At 61.1% G+C, this 16,474-nt stretch carries 17 protein-coding genes; 10 read left to right on the top strand and 7 right to left on the bottom strand.

Annotation, left to right across the window (positions count from 1 at the left end; translation table 11 throughout):
• Positions 1 to 11: 11 nt before the first annotated feature.
• Together H3H51_RS20205 and H3H51_RS20200 are read right to left on the bottom strand one after the other, a co-directional pair.
• Positions 12 to 1,199: a thiolase C-terminal domain-containing protein gene (locus H3H51_RS20205; protein WP_183090881.1), complete on the bottom strand. Its 1,188-nt coding sequence runs from the start codon at positions 1,197 to 1,199 to the stop codon at positions 12 to 14.
• Between the two features lie 42 nt (positions 1,200 to 1,241).
• The gene (locus H3H51_RS20200; protein WP_183090880.1) at positions 1,242 to 2,105 is read right to left on the bottom strand and encodes an SDR family NAD(P)-dependent oxidoreductase; all 864 of its coding nucleotides are present in this window, start codon (positions 2,103 to 2,105) and stop codon (positions 1,242 to 1,244) included.
• 237 nt (positions 2,106 to 2,342) lie between these two features.
• Between H3H51_RS20200 and H3H51_RS20195 the strand changes: the two genes are divergently transcribed.
• From H3H51_RS20195 to H3H51_RS21345, 3 genes are all read left to right on the top strand, one after another.
• Positions 2,343 to 3,212, top strand: coding sequence for a MaoC/PaaZ C-terminal domain-containing protein (locus tag H3H51_RS20195; protein ID WP_183090879.1), 870 nt, complete (start codon positions 2,343 to 2,345; stop codon positions 3,210 to 3,212).
• Positions 3,213 to 3,232: 20 nt separating this feature from the next.
• Entirely contained in the window at positions 3,233 to 4,033 is an 801-nt protein-coding gene (locus tag H3H51_RS20190; protein WP_183090878.1) for an enoyl-CoA hydratase, read from the top strand.
• A gap of 63 nt (positions 4,034 to 4,096) precedes the next feature.
• Positions 4,097 to 4,945, top strand: a complete 849-nt coding sequence (locus H3H51_RS21345) for a MaoC family protein (protein WP_183090877.1) — start codon at positions 4,097 to 4,099, stop codon at positions 4,943 to 4,945.
• A gap of 31 nt (positions 4,946 to 4,976) precedes the next feature.
• Here the strand turns inward: H3H51_RS21345 and H3H51_RS20180 are convergent, their stop codons facing one another.
• Entirely contained in the window at positions 4,977 to 5,726 is a 750-nt protein-coding gene (locus tag H3H51_RS20180) for a TetR/AcrR family transcriptional regulator (RefSeq protein WP_183090876.1), read from the bottom strand.
• Between the two features lie 332 nt (positions 5,727 to 6,058).
• On the opposite strand from H3H51_RS20180, the gene H3H51_RS20175 reads away from it, so the two are divergent.
• The 6 genes from H3H51_RS20175 (at position 6,059) to H3H51_RS20150 (ending at position 10,700) form a co-directional block, all read left to right on the top strand.
• Positions 6,059 to 6,961, top strand: coding sequence for an SDR family NAD(P)-dependent oxidoreductase (locus H3H51_RS20175; RefSeq protein WP_183090875.1), 903 nt, complete (start codon positions 6,059 to 6,061; stop codon positions 6,959 to 6,961).
• Positions 6,962 to 6,994: 33 nt separating this feature from the next.
• Positions 6,995 to 7,471: a MaoC family dehydratase gene (locus tag H3H51_RS20170; RefSeq protein ID WP_183090874.1), complete on the top strand. Its 477-nt coding sequence runs from the start codon at positions 6,995 to 6,997 to the stop codon at positions 7,469 to 7,471.
• 44 nt (positions 7,472 to 7,515) lie between these two features.
• Entirely contained in the window at positions 7,516 to 8,535 is a 1,020-nt protein-coding gene (locus H3H51_RS20165) for a zinc-dependent alcohol dehydrogenase (protein WP_220791103.1), read from the top strand.
• Between the two features lie 105 nt (positions 8,536 to 8,640).
• Positions 8,641 to 8,808, top strand: coding sequence for a rubredoxin (locus H3H51_RS20160; protein ID WP_183090872.1), 168 nt, complete (start codon positions 8,641 to 8,643; stop codon positions 8,806 to 8,808).
• Positions 8,809 to 8,832: 24 nt separating this feature from the next.
• On the top strand, positions 8,833 to 10,092 hold the full coding sequence (locus H3H51_RS20155) for an NAD(P)/FAD-dependent oxidoreductase (RefSeq protein ID WP_183090871.1): 1,260 nt from the start codon (positions 8,833 to 8,835) through the stop codon (positions 10,090 to 10,092).
• 8 nt (positions 10,093 to 10,100) lie between these two features.
• Positions 10,101 to 10,700, top strand: coding sequence for a TetR/AcrR family transcriptional regulator (locus tag H3H51_RS20150; protein ID WP_183090870.1), 600 nt, complete (start codon positions 10,101 to 10,103; stop codon positions 10,698 to 10,700).
• On the opposite strand, the gene H3H51_RS20145 is transcribed toward H3H51_RS20150, so the two are convergent.
• The gene (locus H3H51_RS20145; RefSeq protein ID WP_235981440.1) at positions 10,679 to 11,494 is read right to left on the bottom strand and encodes a cache domain-containing protein; all 816 of its coding nucleotides are present in this window, start codon (positions 11,492 to 11,494) and stop codon (positions 10,679 to 10,681) included. The two genes, H3H51_RS20150 and H3H51_RS20145, sit on opposite strands and share 22 nt — an antisense overlap.
• Before the next feature lie 385 nt (positions 11,495 to 11,879).
• Between H3H51_RS20145 and H3H51_RS20140 the strand changes: the two genes are divergently transcribed.
• Positions 11,880 to 13,214 carry an amidohydrolase family protein gene (locus H3H51_RS20140; RefSeq protein ID WP_183090868.1) on the top strand — a complete coding sequence of 445 codons (1,335 nt, stop codon included), beginning with the start codon at positions 11,880 to 11,882 and terminating at the stop codon, positions 13,212 to 13,214.
• Positions 13,215 to 13,291: 77 nt separating this feature from the next.
• Here H3H51_RS20140 and H3H51_RS20135 read toward each other — a convergent pair whose 3' ends face one another.
• The 3 genes from H3H51_RS20135 to H3H51_RS20125 all read right to left on the bottom strand — a co-directional run bounded on the left by H3H51_RS20135 (position 13,292) and on the right by H3H51_RS20125 (position 16,125).
• Positions 13,292 to 14,320, bottom strand: a complete 1,029-nt coding sequence (locus H3H51_RS20135) for an aldo/keto reductase (RefSeq protein ID WP_183090867.1) — start codon at positions 14,318 to 14,320, stop codon at positions 13,292 to 13,294.
• Between the two features lie 125 nt (positions 14,321 to 14,445).
• The gene (locus H3H51_RS20130; protein WP_183090866.1) at positions 14,446 to 15,375 is read right to left on the bottom strand and encodes an electron transfer flavoprotein subunit alpha/FixB family protein; all 930 of its coding nucleotides are present in this window, start codon (positions 15,373 to 15,375) and stop codon (positions 14,446 to 14,448) included.
• On the bottom strand, positions 15,376 to 16,125 hold the full coding sequence (locus H3H51_RS20125; protein WP_183090865.1) for an electron transfer flavoprotein subunit beta/FixA family protein: 750 nt from the start codon (positions 16,123 to 16,125) through the stop codon (positions 15,376 to 15,378).
• Positions 16,126 to 16,474: the final 349 nt, after the last annotated feature.

The following is a 16,474-nucleotide window of genomic DNA, read 5'->3' as shown; positions in this document are numbered from 1 at the left end:
GCGCCCTGACCTCAGATGCGCTTGAGGATGGTGACCACCCCGGCGCCTCCCAGCCCGATGTTGTGCTGCAGCGCGATACGCGCGTTCTCCACCTGGCGTTCGCCGGCTTGACCGCGCAAATGCCAGGTCAATTCAGCGATCTGGGCCAGGCCTGTGGCGCCCAGCGGGTGCCCCTTGGACAGCAAGCCACCCGATGGGTTGGTGACCACGCGACCGCCGTAGGTGTTCTGCCCGTCGATGACGAACCGCTCTGCCCCACCCTCCTCGCACAACCCGAGCGCTTCGTAGGTGATGACTTCGTTGGGCGAGAAACAGTCGTGCAACTCGACCACATCGATGTCGTCCGCCCCCACGCCTGCTTGCTCGTATGCCTGGGCGGCTGCACGGCGGGTCATGCCAGCGCCGACGACATTGAGCATGCTGCCGGACTCGAAGCTATCCGACGTATCGGTTGTCAGACCCATGCCGGCGATCTCCACGCTGTTGCCCAGCCCGTGCTTGCGCGCGTAGGCCTCGGAAACCACCACCACAGCAGCCGCGCCGCAGGTCGGAGGGCAGCACATGAGGCGAGTGACCGGCCCGAAGATCTGCGGCGAAGTCATGACCTGTTCCAGGGTCAGGGGCTCGGTGAACAGCGCATAGGGGTTACGCAAGGCATGGCTGCGCGCCTTGACCGAGACACGCCCGAACAACTCGGCGGACACGTTGTACTTTTCCAGATATTCGGCACCGGCACCGCCGAAGTACTGGGGGCCACTGGGGGCGTTGTCGTCCCAGCCACGGATCTTGCGCACCGCCTCGTCGATCTTCACCGTGATCGGTGTGCGCAGCGCAGCGTCACCGGTGGACATGGCGCCTGGATTCATCTGCTCGAAGCCGACGGCCAGTGCCACATCGACCATACCGCTGGCCACGGCCTGGCGCGCCAGGAACAAAGCAGAAGAACCGCTGGCACAGGCGTTGTTGACGTTGATCACCGGAATACCGGTGATTCCCACGCGGTACAGCGCAGTTTGCCCGGAGCAGGTATCACCGGCGACGAAGCCGGCATAGGCCTGCTGCACAGCGGAATAGGCGATGCCTGCATCCTCCAGTGCCAGGGCAGCGGCATCGCCGCCCATTACGTCGTACATTTCGCTCTTGCCGGGCTTGGTGAACTTGACCATCCCCACGCCGGCGACCAGTACCTTGTTGCTCATATTGAACTCCCTGGGGCCATTCGCCCCGCATCTGTGGGGCTGTTACTTGGCGAAGTCCATGATGGTCAGCGCTGCCTCTGGGCGGAAAACCTTGTCCTCGGCCGCAGCCAGGCTGCGGGCGTCGAATGCCGCGTCCTTGCCACCACCGGGGATGCCTTCAGCGGACAGCAGCTTCAGCTCGCGCACGCTCTGGCCGGAGGCGAACAGGCAGTGGCCGGTACGCTGGCCGGACAGTTCGCTGACCATGTAAAGCACCACTTGGGCCACATGCTCAGGCGCCATCTGGGCCTTGGTGACTTCGTCCATCAGCGGCGCCGTGAGGGCGGAAACGGCGGCAGGGGCAAGAGTCCAAACGCGCACGCCGAACTTGGCACCTTCGATGGCCAGCACATTGGAGAGGCCCCAGGCACCGCACTTGGAAGCGGCATAGTTGCTCTGCCCGAAGTTACCCACCAAACCAGAGGTGGACGAGGTATTGACGATCACCCCACCGCCGTTTTCCTTCATCCAGGCAAAAACGGGCTGGGTGACGGCGTACATGCTCTTCAGGTTGACCTTGATAACCGCATCCCAGTCGCCTTCCTCCAGCTTGAGGAAAGACTTGTCGCGCAGGATCCCAGCGTTGTTGATCAGGATATCGGCACGACCGAACTCACCCAGGGCGGTGGCCAGCAGCGACTGACCGCCTTCCGCCGTGGAGATGTCCTGGGTATGCGCCACGGCGCGGCCGCCGGCTTCACGTACGGTAGCGACCACCGCTTCAGCGGTGTAGTTGCCGTTCTCGTCACGCCCCAGGTCGTTGACCACCACGGCCGCACCCTCGGCCGCCAAGAGTTGTGCATAGGTGGCACCCAGGCCACGCCCGGCACCGGTAATGATCGCGACTTTTCCTTCCAGTAGAGCCATTTTTTGTCTCCGAAATGTTCTTGTTTAGGTGGGCTCCGGCCCATGCCAGGAAGCTTCCGCGCATCGGCACGGGAGCGTTTTCACCGCATAGCAACTGAAATTCAATCACAAAAAGCAGAGCAATCACCCGCATCTTATGCCTCACGCAGACATACTACACCATGTAACTGACTGTTTGACAGTTATCAAGTAAAGCGCAATGCTAGAGACAAGAACCGGCCCATTGAGGAATATGACGTGCCCCTCGACTACCACCGCATCAAGACCTGGCCCATTAGCGAAGGCCGGCAGAGCTACAGCACTCGCGACACCATCCTGTACGCCTTGGGCGTAGGGGCGGCCACCAGCAACCCGCTGCCGGCCGGCGATCTGCAGTACGTCTACGAGAAGGGCCTGAAGGCACTACCGACCATGGCCACCATCATGGCCAGCGGTGAGTTCTGGCTGGCCGACCCGGAAACCGGCATCGACCTGAGCAAAGTGCTGCATGGCGAGCAGTTCCTGCGCATCCACAAGCCGCTGCCCGCCAAGGGCACCCTGATCGGCCGTGACAGCGTCGATGAGATCTACGACAAGGGCGCCGACAAAGGAGCAGTGATGTACATGTCACGGCGCATCTACGACGCCGAGACCGAGGAGCTGCTGGCCACTTCCACCTGGTCCACCTTCATGCGCGGTAATGGCGGCTTCGGTGGCACCGCCGAGGGTCAACCCAAGCCGCACCCGCTACCAGAGGATCGCCCCTTCGACCTCAGCATCGAGCTGTCCAGCCGCCCGGAGCAGGCCGTCATCTATCGCCTGTCCGGCGACTTGAATCCGCTGCACATCGACCCGGCCTTCGCCGCCAAGGCGGGCTTCGACAAGCCGATCCTCCACGGTATGAGCAGTTACGGCATGGCCGGCCGCGCCATAGTCCGCCTGCTCTGCAACGACGACCCGCACCGCCTGCGCGTGCTCAACCTACGCTTCGCCTCGCCCATGTATCCAGGGGAAACCCTGCGGGTCGAGGTCTGGCATGAAGGCCCCGGCAAGGCCAGCTTCCGCGCGCGAGTGGTAGAGCGCGATCTGATCATTCTCAACAATGGCTACGTGGAATTCGCTGCCTAGCCGCAACGAGGAATAACAAGATGGAATACTCGGAAATCAGCTACGAAGTGATCGGCGCAGTCGCCCGCATCAGCCACAATCGCCCCAGCCAGGCCAACGCCGAAACTGAGAACCTGTTGGCCGAACTGGATCACGCTCTGGATCGCGCCAAGCACGACGACGCTATTCGCGTCGTCGTCATTGGCGCCAAAGGCAAACATTTCTCCGCCGGCCATGACCTGATGGATGGTATGGAGAAGCGTGGCGATTTCTCCCCCGAGCAGCACTGGCTGTGGGAAAGCGAACACTACCTGGGCAACGCCCTGCGTATCTGGGACTTTCCCAAGCCGACCATTGCCCAAGTGCAGGGCGCCTGCATCGCTGGCGGCTTCATGGTGGCGAACATGTGCGACATGGTGGTCGCCTCCGACGACGCATTCTTCAGCGACCCCGTGTGCCACAGTCTCGCCGCCGCCTCGGTGGAAGCCCTGGTGCACCCCTGGGTAATGAGCTTGCGCAAAGCCAAGGAATTCCTGTTCACCGGCCAGCGACTCAGCGCACAGGAAGCCAAGGAATGGGGCATGGTCAATCACGTGGTGCCACGCGCCAGCTTGGAAGACTTCACTCTGGAAATGGCCAACCGGATTGCCGCAGCACCGCCCATCGGCATTCGCATGCTCAAGCGCTCACTGAACCGCTCGGCAGACATCATGGGTTTCCGCAATTCCCTGATGGCCCACTTCGACACCCATATCCTCAGCACCTCCACCAAGGAGCACTACGAACTGGCAGCTGCCGGTATGCGCGCCTCGATGGAAGCGGCCAAGAAAGCCCAGTCCTGAGTGCACGGGGCGAAGGCGCCATGCCTTCGCCTACCCTTCCCTTTTTGCCCTTCGGAGCTCCAAGTGTCGCTCTACTACCAAACGCTTATCGACTGGCCCTTCCCAGCCGTGCCCCGCCGTTATGACCAGGAAGACTGCATCCGTTTTGCCCGTGGTTTCGGCGCGGGCGCATCAGCGGACTGGGCCGAAGCCGACCGCCCCTACCTTGAGCCCGGCGAAGGGCTACAGGTATTGCCAATGTCCGCCGTGGCTCTGGCCGACGGCGAGTTCTGGCAGAAGGACCCGCGCACCGGCATCGTCTGGCAGCAGATAGTCCATGCCCAGGAAACCTTGCGCCTGCATCGCCCGCTGGCCAGCGAAGGCGAGCTGGTGGTCACCCAAAAGATCGATGAGATTTTCGATCGTGGCGCCGAGAAAGGCGCCGTCATGCTGCAAACGCTGACGCTCAGCGAGCCAGCAGGCGAGACCGTCGCAACCATCGAAGTCACCACCGTACTGCGCGGCAATGGTGGATTCGGCGGCAAACCACAGAATACGCCACGCCCCATGCCGCTCCCGGAGCGGGCCGCGGACCTGGTATTGGAAATTCCTACGCCACCGGAGCCGGACACGCTGTTCCGCCTTTCGGCGGATATCACCATAGCGGCACAGACCCAAGGCACGCCCCAGGCGATGATTCGCGGCGTCGGTTGTTTCGGCCTGGCTGGCCGCGGTGCGCTGCGGATGGTCTGCGACAATGACGCCGCGCGCTTGCGCAGCCTGTCGGTGCGTTATGCCGGCCCGATGTACAGCGGTGAAACCATGCGCATCGAGCTTTGGCAGCTGGAACCCGGCCTCGCAGTGTTCCGCATGCATGCGGTGGAGCGCGACAAGCCGGTACTCAGCCATGCTGTCATCGAGTACAAGGCCTGAAGTTGCTCCAGGCCTGCACAAAGAATCAGGCTCAGCCCTCGGTGACCAAGTCCGGCGCCAGGGCCGCAGCCTTGGCCTTGGCCTTGGTCACGCGCGGCTTGCGCGCACTGGGAACGGGAGCGGCTCCGCCGCCAGCCTCCTCTGACATACCGGAGTGCAAGGTCTGCACCACCATACGGGCAATGGCGGCGTTTATCCGCTTGGAACCCAGGCCGCGCTCCATCACCACCGGGTCCGTGGCCGCCAGCCGCTCCATGGCGGCCTGCAGCACGGTGGCTTCGGCATAGGCATCGCTTTTCTTGCGGCCACCCACAGCCGGGTTGACGGCGAGGATCAGTTTGGCGAAGCGTTCGATGAACGGGATATAGGTGTTCATCCGCAGCTCTTCGAAACGTGGGTCGCCGCGATCAGCTTCCAGGTTACGGTAGCGCAGCACCTCGCGATGGCGGCTCCAGACTCCGTTCAGCGCCTCGATCAGGCGCAGCGCCTCTTCTTCGAATCGCTCAGCCGCCCAGGGTTCCTCCAGCAGCCGCGAGACTTTTGCCATGTCTTCACCGGCTTCCATAGCCAGTGAATAGAGCACGTCCTGTACGTCGTCGAAGTACATGTAGAAGCTGGCGGAAGAAGTGCCCGCGGCCTTCGCAATGGCTACTGCGGAAATGTCCACCAGGGCGTGGGTGAAAAGCAGGTGGCGAGTGGCCACCATCAATCGTTGGCGGGTTTCCTGGCCTTTGCGGCCCAGCACCTGGCCCTGCTTGTTCATGCTGACTTCGTATGCCACGGCATGCTCCCTTTGACTCGAAATTCAAGACTGGCACGCCAGCCCTGGCACAGATGTGGCCCTGAGCCCTTGACCGTGCCAGTTCTTGCTGCGCGCGCATGCCCCAATAATAAACAAAATGACAGCTCTGAGTCGAACCTATCGAAAGCCACCGAACATTTCAACAACCCGAGAGTTAAAGGCTCCACCCAATTTACGTCATCAATGAGTATCGATAATAGTTCGGACGGACTAGACATAACTGACACATTTACAGTTATTATAAGGGCATGAACCCCAGCGCGCAGCTCCCTGCCCGCGCCAGGAACCCAGAAGCCAAGTCAGGAGGCGATATGCCGAATATGGTTGCAGACAAAGTCGTAGTCATCACCGGGGCCGGCAGTGGTATCGGCCGAGAGTTCGCCCTGGCCTTCGCGGCTCAGGGCGCGCGCGTCGTGGTTAACGACCTGGGCCGCACCGAAGCCGGTGGTAGCGCCGCGGAAACGGTGGTCGCGGAAATCCGCGCGGCAGGCGGCGAAGCGGCAGCCAGCAGCGACAGCGTCGCCGAATGGGACTCCGCCCAGCGCATCGTGCAGACCGCACTGGACAACTTCGGCCGCGTGGATTGCGTGGTCAACAACGCAGGCATCGTCCGCGACCGCTTCTTCTTCAACATGAGCTTGGAAGAGTGGCAGGCGGTGATCAACGTCCACCTCAACGGCTCCTTCTATGTCGCCCGCGCTGCAGCCCCGCACTTCAAGGCACAGGCCAGCGGCTCCTACATCCACATGACCTCCACCAGCGGGCTAATCGGGAACCCGGGGCAGGGCAACTACTCGGCGGCCAAGCTGGGCCTGGTGGGCTTGTCCAAGACCATCGCCCTCGATATGGCGCGCTACAACGTGCGTTCCAACTGCATCGCCCCCTTCGCCTGGACGGCCATGACCGCATCGGTTCCCACCGACACCCCGGAAGCCGCCGCGCGCATGGAGAAGCTCAAGACCATGGAGCCGCGCAAGATCGCCCCGCTGGCGGTATACCTGGCCAGCGACGCGGGTGCCGGGGTGTCCGGGCAGATCTTCGGCGTGCGCGCCAACGAGATCTACCTCTACTCCCAGCCCCGCGTGCTCCGCTCGGTGCATCGCAGCGAGGGCTGGACCCCGGAAAGCATTGCCGAGCATGCCATTCCCGCGATGAAGAACTCCTTCTACGAGAACATCCCCTCGCCCCAGCTCACCACCTGGGATCCGATCTAACAGCCCCCTGGCCAGAACAACGAGGAACGCAGCATGAGCGAGATTGAAACCATTGGCACCGGCTTCACCTGGGACGAGCTGCCCGTAGGTCGCAAGTTCAAGACCTACGGACGCACCATCACCGAGGCGGACATCGTCAACTTCATTTCCGCCTCTGGCATGTTGGAGGTGCTTTTCACCAACACGGAGTTCCTCCGCGACGCCGGCTTCGACGGCCGCCTCGTCCCCGGCGGCCAGGTGTTCTGCATGGCCGAGGGCCTGCTGTTCCAGACCGCGCTGCAGGGCGTGGGCGTGGCCTTCCTGAATATGGAGCTAGACATCAAAGGCCCCACCTTTGCCGGCGACACCATCCATGTAGAGGTGGAAGTGATCGAGTCCCGCCCGAGCAAAGGCAAGCCAGGCATGGGACTGGTGCGCACCCGCAACCAGGTGGTCAAGCAGGACGGCAGCGTAGTGATGATCTACACCCCACTGCGCCTGGTTAAAGGCCGCGAAAACCTGCACGCCTGAGCCATCGCAAGGCAAACCTACACGCCCCATAGCCGGAGATGAAGATGAAACAAGTGCGTTTGTATGGTCCGCAGGATCTGCGTATCGACGAAGTGCCGATGCCGCAGGCTGGTCCCCGGGACGTGGTGGTGAAAGTCGCAGTGTTCGGTATTTGCGGCAGCGATCTCAACTTCGCGAGGAATGGCTACATCGGCAGCCCAAGCCCACAACCGATACCCTTAGGGCATGAACTGGCAGGCACAGTACACCAGGTGGGTGAAGCCGTGCAGGACATCGCGGTTGGCCAGCGTGTCGTGATCCATCCGATGAAGGGGAGCAACCGAATTGGCACTGGTGACCCCGTACATGGCGGCTTTGCCGAGTTCCTGCTGGTACGCGATGCCGCCCTGGACGAATCAGTCTTTCCTATTCCTGACCACCTGGCATTCGAGCGCGCAGTGCTGACCGAGCCAGTCGCGGTTGGCGTCCATGGCCTGAACCTGTGCCAGGCCGAACCCAGCGACCGGGTCGTCCTATTCGGTGCCGGACCTATTGGTCTCGGCGTCGTTGCAGCCCTCAAGCACCGTGGTGTCGAGCGAATCGCCGTGGTCGACATCATCGACGAACGACTGGAGCGAGCCCGCCAGCTCGGCGCCGATCAGATCATCAATCCAGCCAAGGAAGAGCTGGAAGCTGCACTGCGCGCGACCTTCGGCACCGTTCCCAGCAAGATCACGGGACAACCCCTGGTGAACTGCTCCCTGTACATCGACTGCGCCGGTCAAGGTGCACTGCTTCAGCAGGCGGTCGTAATGGCCAAGGACACGGCTCGCATCCTAATACTGGCCACTCATAAGCAGCCAGTCGAGTTGGATATGGTGCAAGTACTGATCAAGGAACTCGCCATACGCGGCTCCTTGTCCTACCCCGACGAGTTCCCGGAGGTCCTGGCGATGCTGGGCGACGAGCGACTGGTGCTCGAAGGGATGCATAGCCACTCCTTCGACTTCGACCGTTTCGCCGAAGCCTTCGCCATGGCACAGGACCCGCACCAGTCAGCCAAGGTGCTGGTGCAAGTGAGCTGAATAAGATGGCCGCCCTTGATCGATTCGCACAGCATTTCGAGGGCTACCGCAAACAACAAACGAACACCCTGCCATTAGTTGGCACAGCCTGAATCTGGAGTGGATATGAAGAAGTGGCAATGCTTTTTCTGCAGTTTCATCTATGACGAATCCCTTGGCCTGCCTGACGAAGGCATTGCGCCGGGCACTCGCTGGGAAGATGTACCGGAAGACTGGATTTGCCCGGAGTGCGGCGCCGCCAAGGAAGACTTCGCCATGCTGGAAATCGCCTGACCGTATCTGCCCCGGAGAACCGCCATGACAGCCCCAATCCAAACATGCGCCCTGATAGTCGGTGGTGGTCACGCCGGCAGCGAGGCGGCCGTCTCGCTACGGCAGAATGGCTTCGCTGGACGCATCCTGATTATCAGTGATGAACCAGGCCTGCCCTATCAGCGCCCACCGCTGTCCAAGGCATTCCTTGCCGGCACCCTCGGGGCCGAGGCCCTGCCGATCCGGCCGGCCGCCGCCTACGAGAAGGCCAACATCGAAATCCGCAACGGCGCTTCTGTCAGTAGCCTGGATCTGGAAGGTCGCTCTGTGCAGCTTGCCGACGGCAGCAGCCTTGGCTGGAGTCACTTGATCCTGGCGACCGGCAGCCGGGCAAGACGGCTCCAGGTCGTAGGGCTCGGCGAACGTCAACCGGACAATTTGCACTATCTGCGCAGTCAGGCGGATGCCGAACGCCTGCGAGAGCAGTGGGTAGAAGGCCAGCGCCTGGTGATTGTCGGCGGTGGCTACATCGGTCTTGAAGTCGCAGCGGCAGCTAAGAAAGCCGGATTGCAGGTCACAGTGCTGGAGGCCCAGCCACGAGTGTTGGCACGGGTCACAGCCCCCGAAGTATCGAGCTTCTACGAGCAGGTGCACCGCGCCGCCGGAATCGAGCTGCGCCTGAACACCCAGCTGGAGCAGGTCAGCCTGGATGCCTCGGGTCAGATGGTGGAAGCCATGGTCACCACAGATGGCGCGCGCATTCCCCTCGATCTCGTGCTGGTTGGCGTGGGCGCGATCGCCAATACCGAGCTGGCCGAACAGGCCGGCTTGGAGGTCGACAACGGTATTGTCGTCGATAATTGCTCTCGTACAGGCGCCGCCGGTGTCTACGCCATCGGTGACTGCAGCAACCATCCCAGCGCGCTCTATGGCTGCCGCCTGCGCCTGGAGTCCATTCCCAATGCCATCGAGCAGGCCCGCGCGGCAGCCTCGGCCATAACCGGCAAGCCGACTCCCTACGTGGCCCTGCCCTGGTTCTGGTCCGACCAATACGACCTCAAGCTGCAAATCGCTGGCATCAACCAGGGTTACGACCAGGTGGTGCTGCGCGGCAGCAAGGCGCTGCGATCCTTCGTCGCTTTCTACCTGCGCGCCGGTCGCCTGATCGCCGCTGATTGCATCAACCGCCAGCCGGAGTTCATGGCGATCAAGAAACTGGTGCAGGCGGGCTTTGCCGGTGACAGCGAATTGCTGGCCGACGAGTCGGTCAATCTCAAGGACCTGACCGCGAGCCTCCCGGCCTGACAACCGTCATGTCCAGGATCGAGGAAATCCGCAGCAACGCCATTGAGCTGATCGCCCTGCACGGCTTTGGCGCAGTGTCCCTGCGCCAGCTGGCCAAGAGCTGCGGCCTGCAGGCCGGTTCGCTCTACGCCTACTATCGAAGCAAGGACGACCTGCTGCAGGATCTGATCGCCAGTTATCTGGAAGACCTGCAGCAATCCTGGCAGGAGTCGTCGGAAAACCGCGACGACCCGGTGCGCACGCTCGTGGATTTCATCGCACACCACCTGGAGTTCCAGAGCACGCGCCGCGCCGAAAGCCTGATCGCCAGCATGGACCTGCGCAATTTGCCGGAGCACAGCAGGCGTCATGTCATCGCCATGAAAGCAGGCTACGAGCGAGAGCTAAAGGATATTCTCGCTAGCGGTGAACGTCAGGGTTTGTTCAGCCAGGACATCATGACCAGCACCGCCCTCCTCTCCATGCTCACCGGTCTCTGCCTCTGGCAGGAAAAAGGCGAGGATGACTTTAACCTTCTGGTCCGTAGCTGCCAGAGGATCGCGCTGCAGATTGCCAGCATGAGCCCAAACCCGGGCACCTACGGGGTTCAATCGCCGGTTTTCTCGTAATAACCAACGTTCACTAGGTATTCGCCGACCCGCCGGAAGTAGGTGTGCTTGCGCTCCACCTTGTGACTCAGAGGGTTTCCCCAGTGGTAGTCATACTCGCCTGCGCTGCTTTTTTTCGCTGCCGCCAGCATCGCCTCACCGACCGGATTGCCCTGCGGGTCTTTGACCCGGCGGAAGTCGGTGCCCACCAGACGCGGGTTATATCCATGGGCTACGAAGCGTGATGTGCTCATATCGACAACGAAGACGTAGAGGTCGTCCTGGAGGAAAGCCAGGCTCTCGCTATTGATCGCCGCGAAGGTCTGCTGCGGGCCCGACGCCACGGCTGCCACAGCCTTGCCCAAGAGATCCTGGGCCTGGGTCGCGGATGCCTTGGAAATGAAATAGCCAACTCCCAGCAGCACATCATCGACCCGCTGGAACAGCACGCGCTTGCGCTCGAGACGGCCAGTCTGCCAGTTGCTCCAACGGTATTCCGCCTCCTGGATACCTTGGCCCTCTTTCACCTTTAAGGCTTCGTCGAAGGACTTCTTAAGATCCGGCGGCAGTTGCTCCAGTAGGTTGCTGCCGATCAAGATGGCGGACGGTCCGCCACTGGCCAGCATCACTCCATTGAGATCCAGCACGTAGACATAGTGATTGCCGCGCACGAAGGGTCCCTGTCGACTGAATACCGGCAAGGCTTTCTCCTTGTGCTCGCTATAGTAGGTCACAGCCGTCTCCAGCAGTGCCCGCGATTCCTGCTCCTCAGTCTCGTAACCGCCCGGCGCGGCGCTGGCCCCCACTGTAACCATGAGGCCCACCAAGATTCCCACCCAGCCTGTAGCCCTACTTAGTCTCATAGCGTTCGTACCCAGCCAACCACCAATAAATTACACTGTATCATTTTAGCACTTATAGGCCTGCGAGACCTGCGGCTACTAGTCGCAGGCAGAGCGGCCACGCAGCCTCAGCCGCCTGTCGACTAATGACAGGTCATAACTTCAGCTGAAAGGTTTTGAATCACGCGGAAAGAGCACTGGCCTGCCATGCGACCCACACATATAACTGACTGTTTGTCTGTTTTACTATTGCCGAACAGCCCGCGTCGGGGTAACGTTCGATATCACATACACAACAAAAGCCTGAAGTAGCCTGAACCTGCCTGGTGAGGGGCCGCTTGAACGATGGAGATAACGCATGAAACTCGATGACCTCATTCTTGTCAGCGTCGACGACCACATCGTCGAGCCGCCCACCATGTTCGAGCAGCACCTTACCGCTGCCCAAAAAGCCTTCGCCCCCAAGGTGCTGAAAGACAAGAACGGCGCCGATTACTGGCTGTTTGAAGGCCGTCGAGCCGGCAACATCGGCCTCAACGCTGTGGTAGGTCGCATGCGTGAGGAGTACGGCTGCGAGCCGATTTCCTTCGAGCAGATGCGCAAAGGTGCCTGGGACATCCATGCACGCATCGACGACATGAACGCCAACGGCCTGCTGGCCTCGTTGAACTTTCCCAGTGTAGTGACTTTCGACGGCAGCCTGTTTCACCAATTCGAGAACAAGCAGAACGCCCTCGCCCTGCTACAGGCCTACAACGACTGGCACATCGACGAGTGGTGCGGTAGCTACCCGGGCCGCAACATCCCCAACGCCATCATTCCGTATTGGGACATCAACGCCTCGGTTGCCGAGATCAAGCGCGTCGTCGCCAAGGGCTGCCACGCCATCTCCTTCTCCGACAATCCCTCGCTGAAGGGCCAGCCGAGCATCCACGACGCCCACTGGGAGCCGTTGTGGAAGGTCTGCGCCGAAAATAAGGTGGTGATCAACATCCATATCGGCTCTGGCGCCCAGGCTCCCCATGCCTCGATGAACTCGCCCATCGATTCCTGGATCATCACCATGCCGATCTCCATCGTGAACTCGGCTGCCGACTGGCTGCACCTCAAGGCGCTGCAGCGCTACCCGGACCTGAAAATCTCTCTCTCCGAGGGCGGTATCGGCTGGATCCCCTACTTCCTCGAGCGCGCCGACTTCGTCCATGAGCACCACAAGGCCTGGACCTACGCCGACTTTGGCGGCAAGAAGCCCAGCGAAGTGTTCCGCGAACACTTCCAGACCTGCTTCATCGACGACCGCTTCGGCCTGAAGAACCTTGAGGACATAGGCGAAGACAACGTCGCCTACGAATGCGACTACCCGCACTCGGATACCGTCTGGCCTGAGTCCGCCGACCTGCTGTTCGACTCCCTCAAGCAACTGCCGGACGCCACCATCGACAAGATCACCCACGGCAACGCTCTGCGTATCTACAACTTCGACGCGTTCGGCAAGATGGGCGGCCGCGACAAGTGCACCGTGAGCGCCCTGCGCGCGCTGGCCGTGGACGTGGACACCGCGCCGAAGTCCTTCGGCGGCCCGGCGCCGCTGGCGGAAGGCGAAGTACGTCGCCGCGTGACTTCCGGCGACATCATCAAGATGTTCACCGCCGTGGGCAAAGAAGACGGCAAGATCACGGCCGAAGAGGCCTGATTGCCTACAGGCCTCTTCTCGCGAAGAGGCCCTCTGGCACCATCCAGCGACCGCCTTCCATGGCGGTCGCTTGCTTTTCAGCCGCGGCTATCGACCTGCTGCGCAAAGCCGGCGAAAAGCAGCTCTCGGTATTTTTGCAGGTACCGTTGTGGGTAACGCAGCTCCGACTCGCTCACTCGCGCCAACTCCGCCAGGGATGCCTCATCCAACTCGAACGACAAACAACCGAGATTGTCGTCCAGCTGCGCACGGGTACGAGCACCGATCAACGGAATCACACCCGGGCACGCGCGTAGCCAATTGAGTGCGACCTGCGACGGGCTATGACCAAGGCGACTGGCGACATCCATTACTGCCTGAGCAACCTTCAAGCCGTGCTCGTCCACCCCACCCAACCCAGCGCTATCCAGACGCTGGCCGTCGGCTTGGCGCTGCGGGTTTCCATACTTGCCGCTCAATAGTCCACCCGCAAGCGGCGACCAAGCGGCGATGCTCATACCGAAGTCTCGGGCCATGGGCAGCAGCTCCTGCTCGATGGATCGCTCGATCAGGTTGTACTCGACCTGTAAGGCGACAAACGCCGTCTGCCCCATGGCCTGGGCCTGCATGTTGCACTTGGCTACGACCCAAGCCGGAGCATTAGAAATCCCCAGATAAAGCACCTTGCCCTGGCGCACCAGGTCATCCAGCGCACGCATGGTTTCCTCGACTGGGGTGACGGTATCCCAGGCATGCACCCAGAGCATATCCAGATAATCGGTGTCCAAACGGCGCAAGCTCGCCTCGACCGAGCGACGCAAGCTCTTGCGGTGATTGCCAGCCCAGTTCGGATCGCGCGTGCCCGGCAAGGCTAAGGAATATTTGCTCGCGACCACCAGCTCATCCCGGTGCCCGGCTATCAATCGCCCCAGCACCTCCTCGGAGCGCCCTTGGGCATAAATTTCATTAGCGGTATCAAAGAAGTTACCGCCAGCATCGCGATACCCGGCATAAATCGAGCGCGCCTCACTCTCATCACTGCCCCAGCCGGCATTACCGAAGGTCATGGTTCCCAGGCACAGCTCAGATACCCGCAACCCGGACTTTCCTAATAGTCTGTAGCGCATTCTCGCCTCCTCGTCGTTCCCTGCGCGCGGCAGTGTGTCGAACTGCCGCCCCTGAATGAAAAACGAGGTCGAACCATCATGGATTCGACCTCGTATCGTAAGCTGCCGTAATTGCCTCGATGGCCTTACAACATGCCAGTCAGCTCCGGCACAAGCTCGAACAGGTCACCGACCAGGCCGTAGTCAGCCACCTGGAAGATCGGGGCTTCTTCGTCCTTGTTGATCGCGACGATCACTTTAGAGTCTTTCATGCCCGCCAGGTGCTGGATGGCACCGGAGATGCCGACCGCGATGTACAGCTGCGGAGCGACGATCTTGCCGGTCTGGCCAACCTGCATGTCGTTCGGAACGAAACCGGCGTCGACAGCGGCACGCGAAGCACCCACAGCAGCGCCCAGCTTGTCGGCCAGGGCGTACAGGTGCTTGAAGTTGTCACCGTTCTGCATGCCACGGCCGCCGGAAACGACGATCTTGGCAGCGGTCAGTTCCGGACGATCGGACTTGGCCAGCTCTTCGCCAACGAAGGCAGACTTGCCAGCGTCAGCCGAGCCACTCACCGCTTCAACGGCAGCGGAACCGCCTTCGGCAGCAATCGGGTCGAAACCGGTGCTACGTACGGTGATCACTTTCACGGCAGCCGAAGATTGCACGGTAGCGATGGCGTTACCGGCATAGATCGGGCGCTTGAAGGTGTCGGCGCTTTCAACGGCGATGATCTCGGAGATCTGATCAACGTCCAGCTGAGCGGCAACGCGCGGCAGGATGTTCTTACCGTTGCTGGTGGCAGCAGCCAGGATGTGACTGTAGCCCTTGCCCAGCTCAGCAACCAGCGGCGCAACGTTTTCCGGCAGCTGGTGAGCGTAGGCAGCGTTGTCAGCAACCAGCACCTTGGCGACGCCAGCAACTTTGGCAGCGGCTTCGGCAGCAGCACCGCAAGCGGCACCGGCAACCAGCACGTGGATGTCGCCACCGATCTTCGCGGCAGCAGCCACGGTGTTCAGGGTGGCTGCGGCCAGGGCGGCGTTGGTGTGTTCAGCGATAACCAGGATAGTCATTTAGATTACCTTCGCCTCGTTCTTCAGTTTCTCGACCAGTTCAGCCACGGACTTGACCTTGATACCTGCGCTGCGAGCAGCCGGCGCTTCGACTTTCAGGGTCTTGACGGTGGAGGCGGTGGAAACGCCCAGGGCGTCCGGAGTCACCACGTCGAGTGGCTTCTTCTTGGCCTTCATGATGTTCGGCAGCGACGCGTAGCGCGGCTCGTTCAGGCGCAGGTCGGTGGTGACGATGGCCGGAAGATTCAGCGCAACGGTCTGCAGACCGCCGTCGATTTCACGGGTCACGTTGACCTTGTCGCCAGCCACTTCGACTTTCGAAGCGAAGGTGCCTTGGGCATAGCCAGTCAGGGCGCCCAGCATCTGGCCAGTCTGGTTGTTGTCGCTGTCGATGGCTTGTTTGCCGAGGATGACCAGCTGTGGCTGCTCTTTCTCGACCACTGCCTTGAGCAGCTTGGCCACGGCCAGGGAGTTCAGCTCGTCAGCCGACTCGACCAGAATGGCGCGGTCAGCACCCAGAGCCAGCGCAGTGCGCAGTTGCTCTTGAGCAGTGTTCGGGCCGATGGTGACGACGACGATTTCGCTCGCAACACCTTTCTCTTTCAGGCGTACGGCTTCTTCTACGGCGATTTCGCAGAAGGGGTTCATCGACATCTTGACGTTGGCGAGGTCGACGCCGGAGTTGTCCGCTTTGACGCGAACCTTGACGTTGTAGTCGACCACTCGTTTGATCGGAACCAGTACGTTCATACGTTCTCTCTGCAGCAATGATGAAACACCGACGCCCTGTGATGGATGCCGGTAGCGGTATTTTTCATGCAATCGGTAGAGATCGGCTCTTGTTTCTATTCGCGAAAATGACAACAATGCCAAACCAATAACTGATTGTTTGTAATTTTTGATAAGTAAGAGCCCTGCTGTCAACACAGACAACGCGACATCAACGTCAAACAGCAAGGAGCGCGACGATCAGCAGGAGCAACACATTTTTCAGTAGGGGCGGAATGAGCGACTGTCTAGCTGGGTAAGTCATCCCCAAAAAGGCAGAGCCTGCCCCTACTTTTTTATTCGTAAACAGGCGGTATATCCACCTGCATAG

Source organism: Aquipseudomonas ullengensis, assembly GCF_014174475.1.
Classification (GTDB): domain Bacteria; phylum Pseudomonadota; class Gammaproteobacteria; order Pseudomonadales; family Pseudomonadaceae; genus Aquipseudomonas; species Aquipseudomonas ullengensis.
This window is presented reverse-complemented; position numbering and strand designations above follow the sequence as displayed.

Excerpts from the sequence above, each read along its gene's own strand:
- H3H51_RS20150 (WP_183090870.1), top strand. The coding sequence starts at position 10,101 with ATGTCCAGGATCGAGGAAATCCGCAGCAACGCCATTGAGCTGATCGCC.
- H3H51_RS20170 (WP_183090874.1), top strand. The coding sequence starts at position 6,995 with ATGAGCGAGATTGAAACCATTGGCACCGGCTTCACCTGGGACGAGCTG.
- H3H51_RS20145 (WP_235981440.1), bottom strand. The coding sequence starts at position 11,494 with ATGGTTACAGTGGGGGCCAGCGCCGCGCCGGGCGGTTACGAGACTGAG.
- H3H51_RS20140 (WP_183090868.1), top strand. The coding sequence starts at position 11,880 with ATGAAACTCGATGACCTCATTCTTGTCAGCGTCGACGACCACATCGTC.
- H3H51_RS20130 (WP_183090866.1), bottom strand. The coding sequence starts at position 15,375 with ATGACTATCCTGGTTATCGCTGAACACACCAACGCCGCCCTGGCCGCA.
- H3H51_RS20135 (WP_183090867.1), bottom strand. The coding sequence starts at position 14,320 with ATGCGCTACAGACTATTAGGAAAGTCCGGGTTGCGGGTATCTGAGCTG.
- H3H51_RS20160 (WP_183090872.1), top strand. The coding sequence starts at position 8,641 with ATGAAGAAGTGGCAATGCTTTTTCTGCAGTTTCATCTATGACGAATCC.
- H3H51_RS20165 (WP_220791103.1), top strand. The coding sequence starts at position 7,516 with ATGAAACAAGTGCGTTTGTATGGTCCGCAGGATCTGCGTATCGACGAA.
- H3H51_RS20200 (WP_183090880.1), bottom strand. The coding sequence starts at position 2,105 with ATGGCTCTACTGGAAGGAAAAGTCGCGATCATTACCGGTGCCGGGCGT.
- H3H51_RS20190 (WP_183090878.1), top strand. The coding sequence starts at position 3,233 with ATGGAATACTCGGAAATCAGCTACGAAGTGATCGGCGCAGTCGCCCGC.
- H3H51_RS20175 (WP_183090875.1), top strand. The coding sequence starts at position 6,059 with ATGCCGAATATGGTTGCAGACAAAGTCGTAGTCATCACCGGGGCCGGC.
- H3H51_RS20205 (WP_183090881.1), bottom strand. The coding sequence starts at position 1,199 with ATGAGCAACAAGGTACTGGTCGCCGGCGTGGGGATGGTCAAGTTCACC.
- H3H51_RS20125 (WP_183090865.1), bottom strand. The coding sequence starts at position 16,125 with ATGAACGTACTGGTTCCGATCAAACGAGTGGTCGACTACAACGTCAAG.
- H3H51_RS20155 (WP_183090871.1), top strand. The coding sequence starts at position 8,833 with ATGACAGCCCCAATCCAAACATGCGCCCTGATAGTCGGTGGTGGTCAC.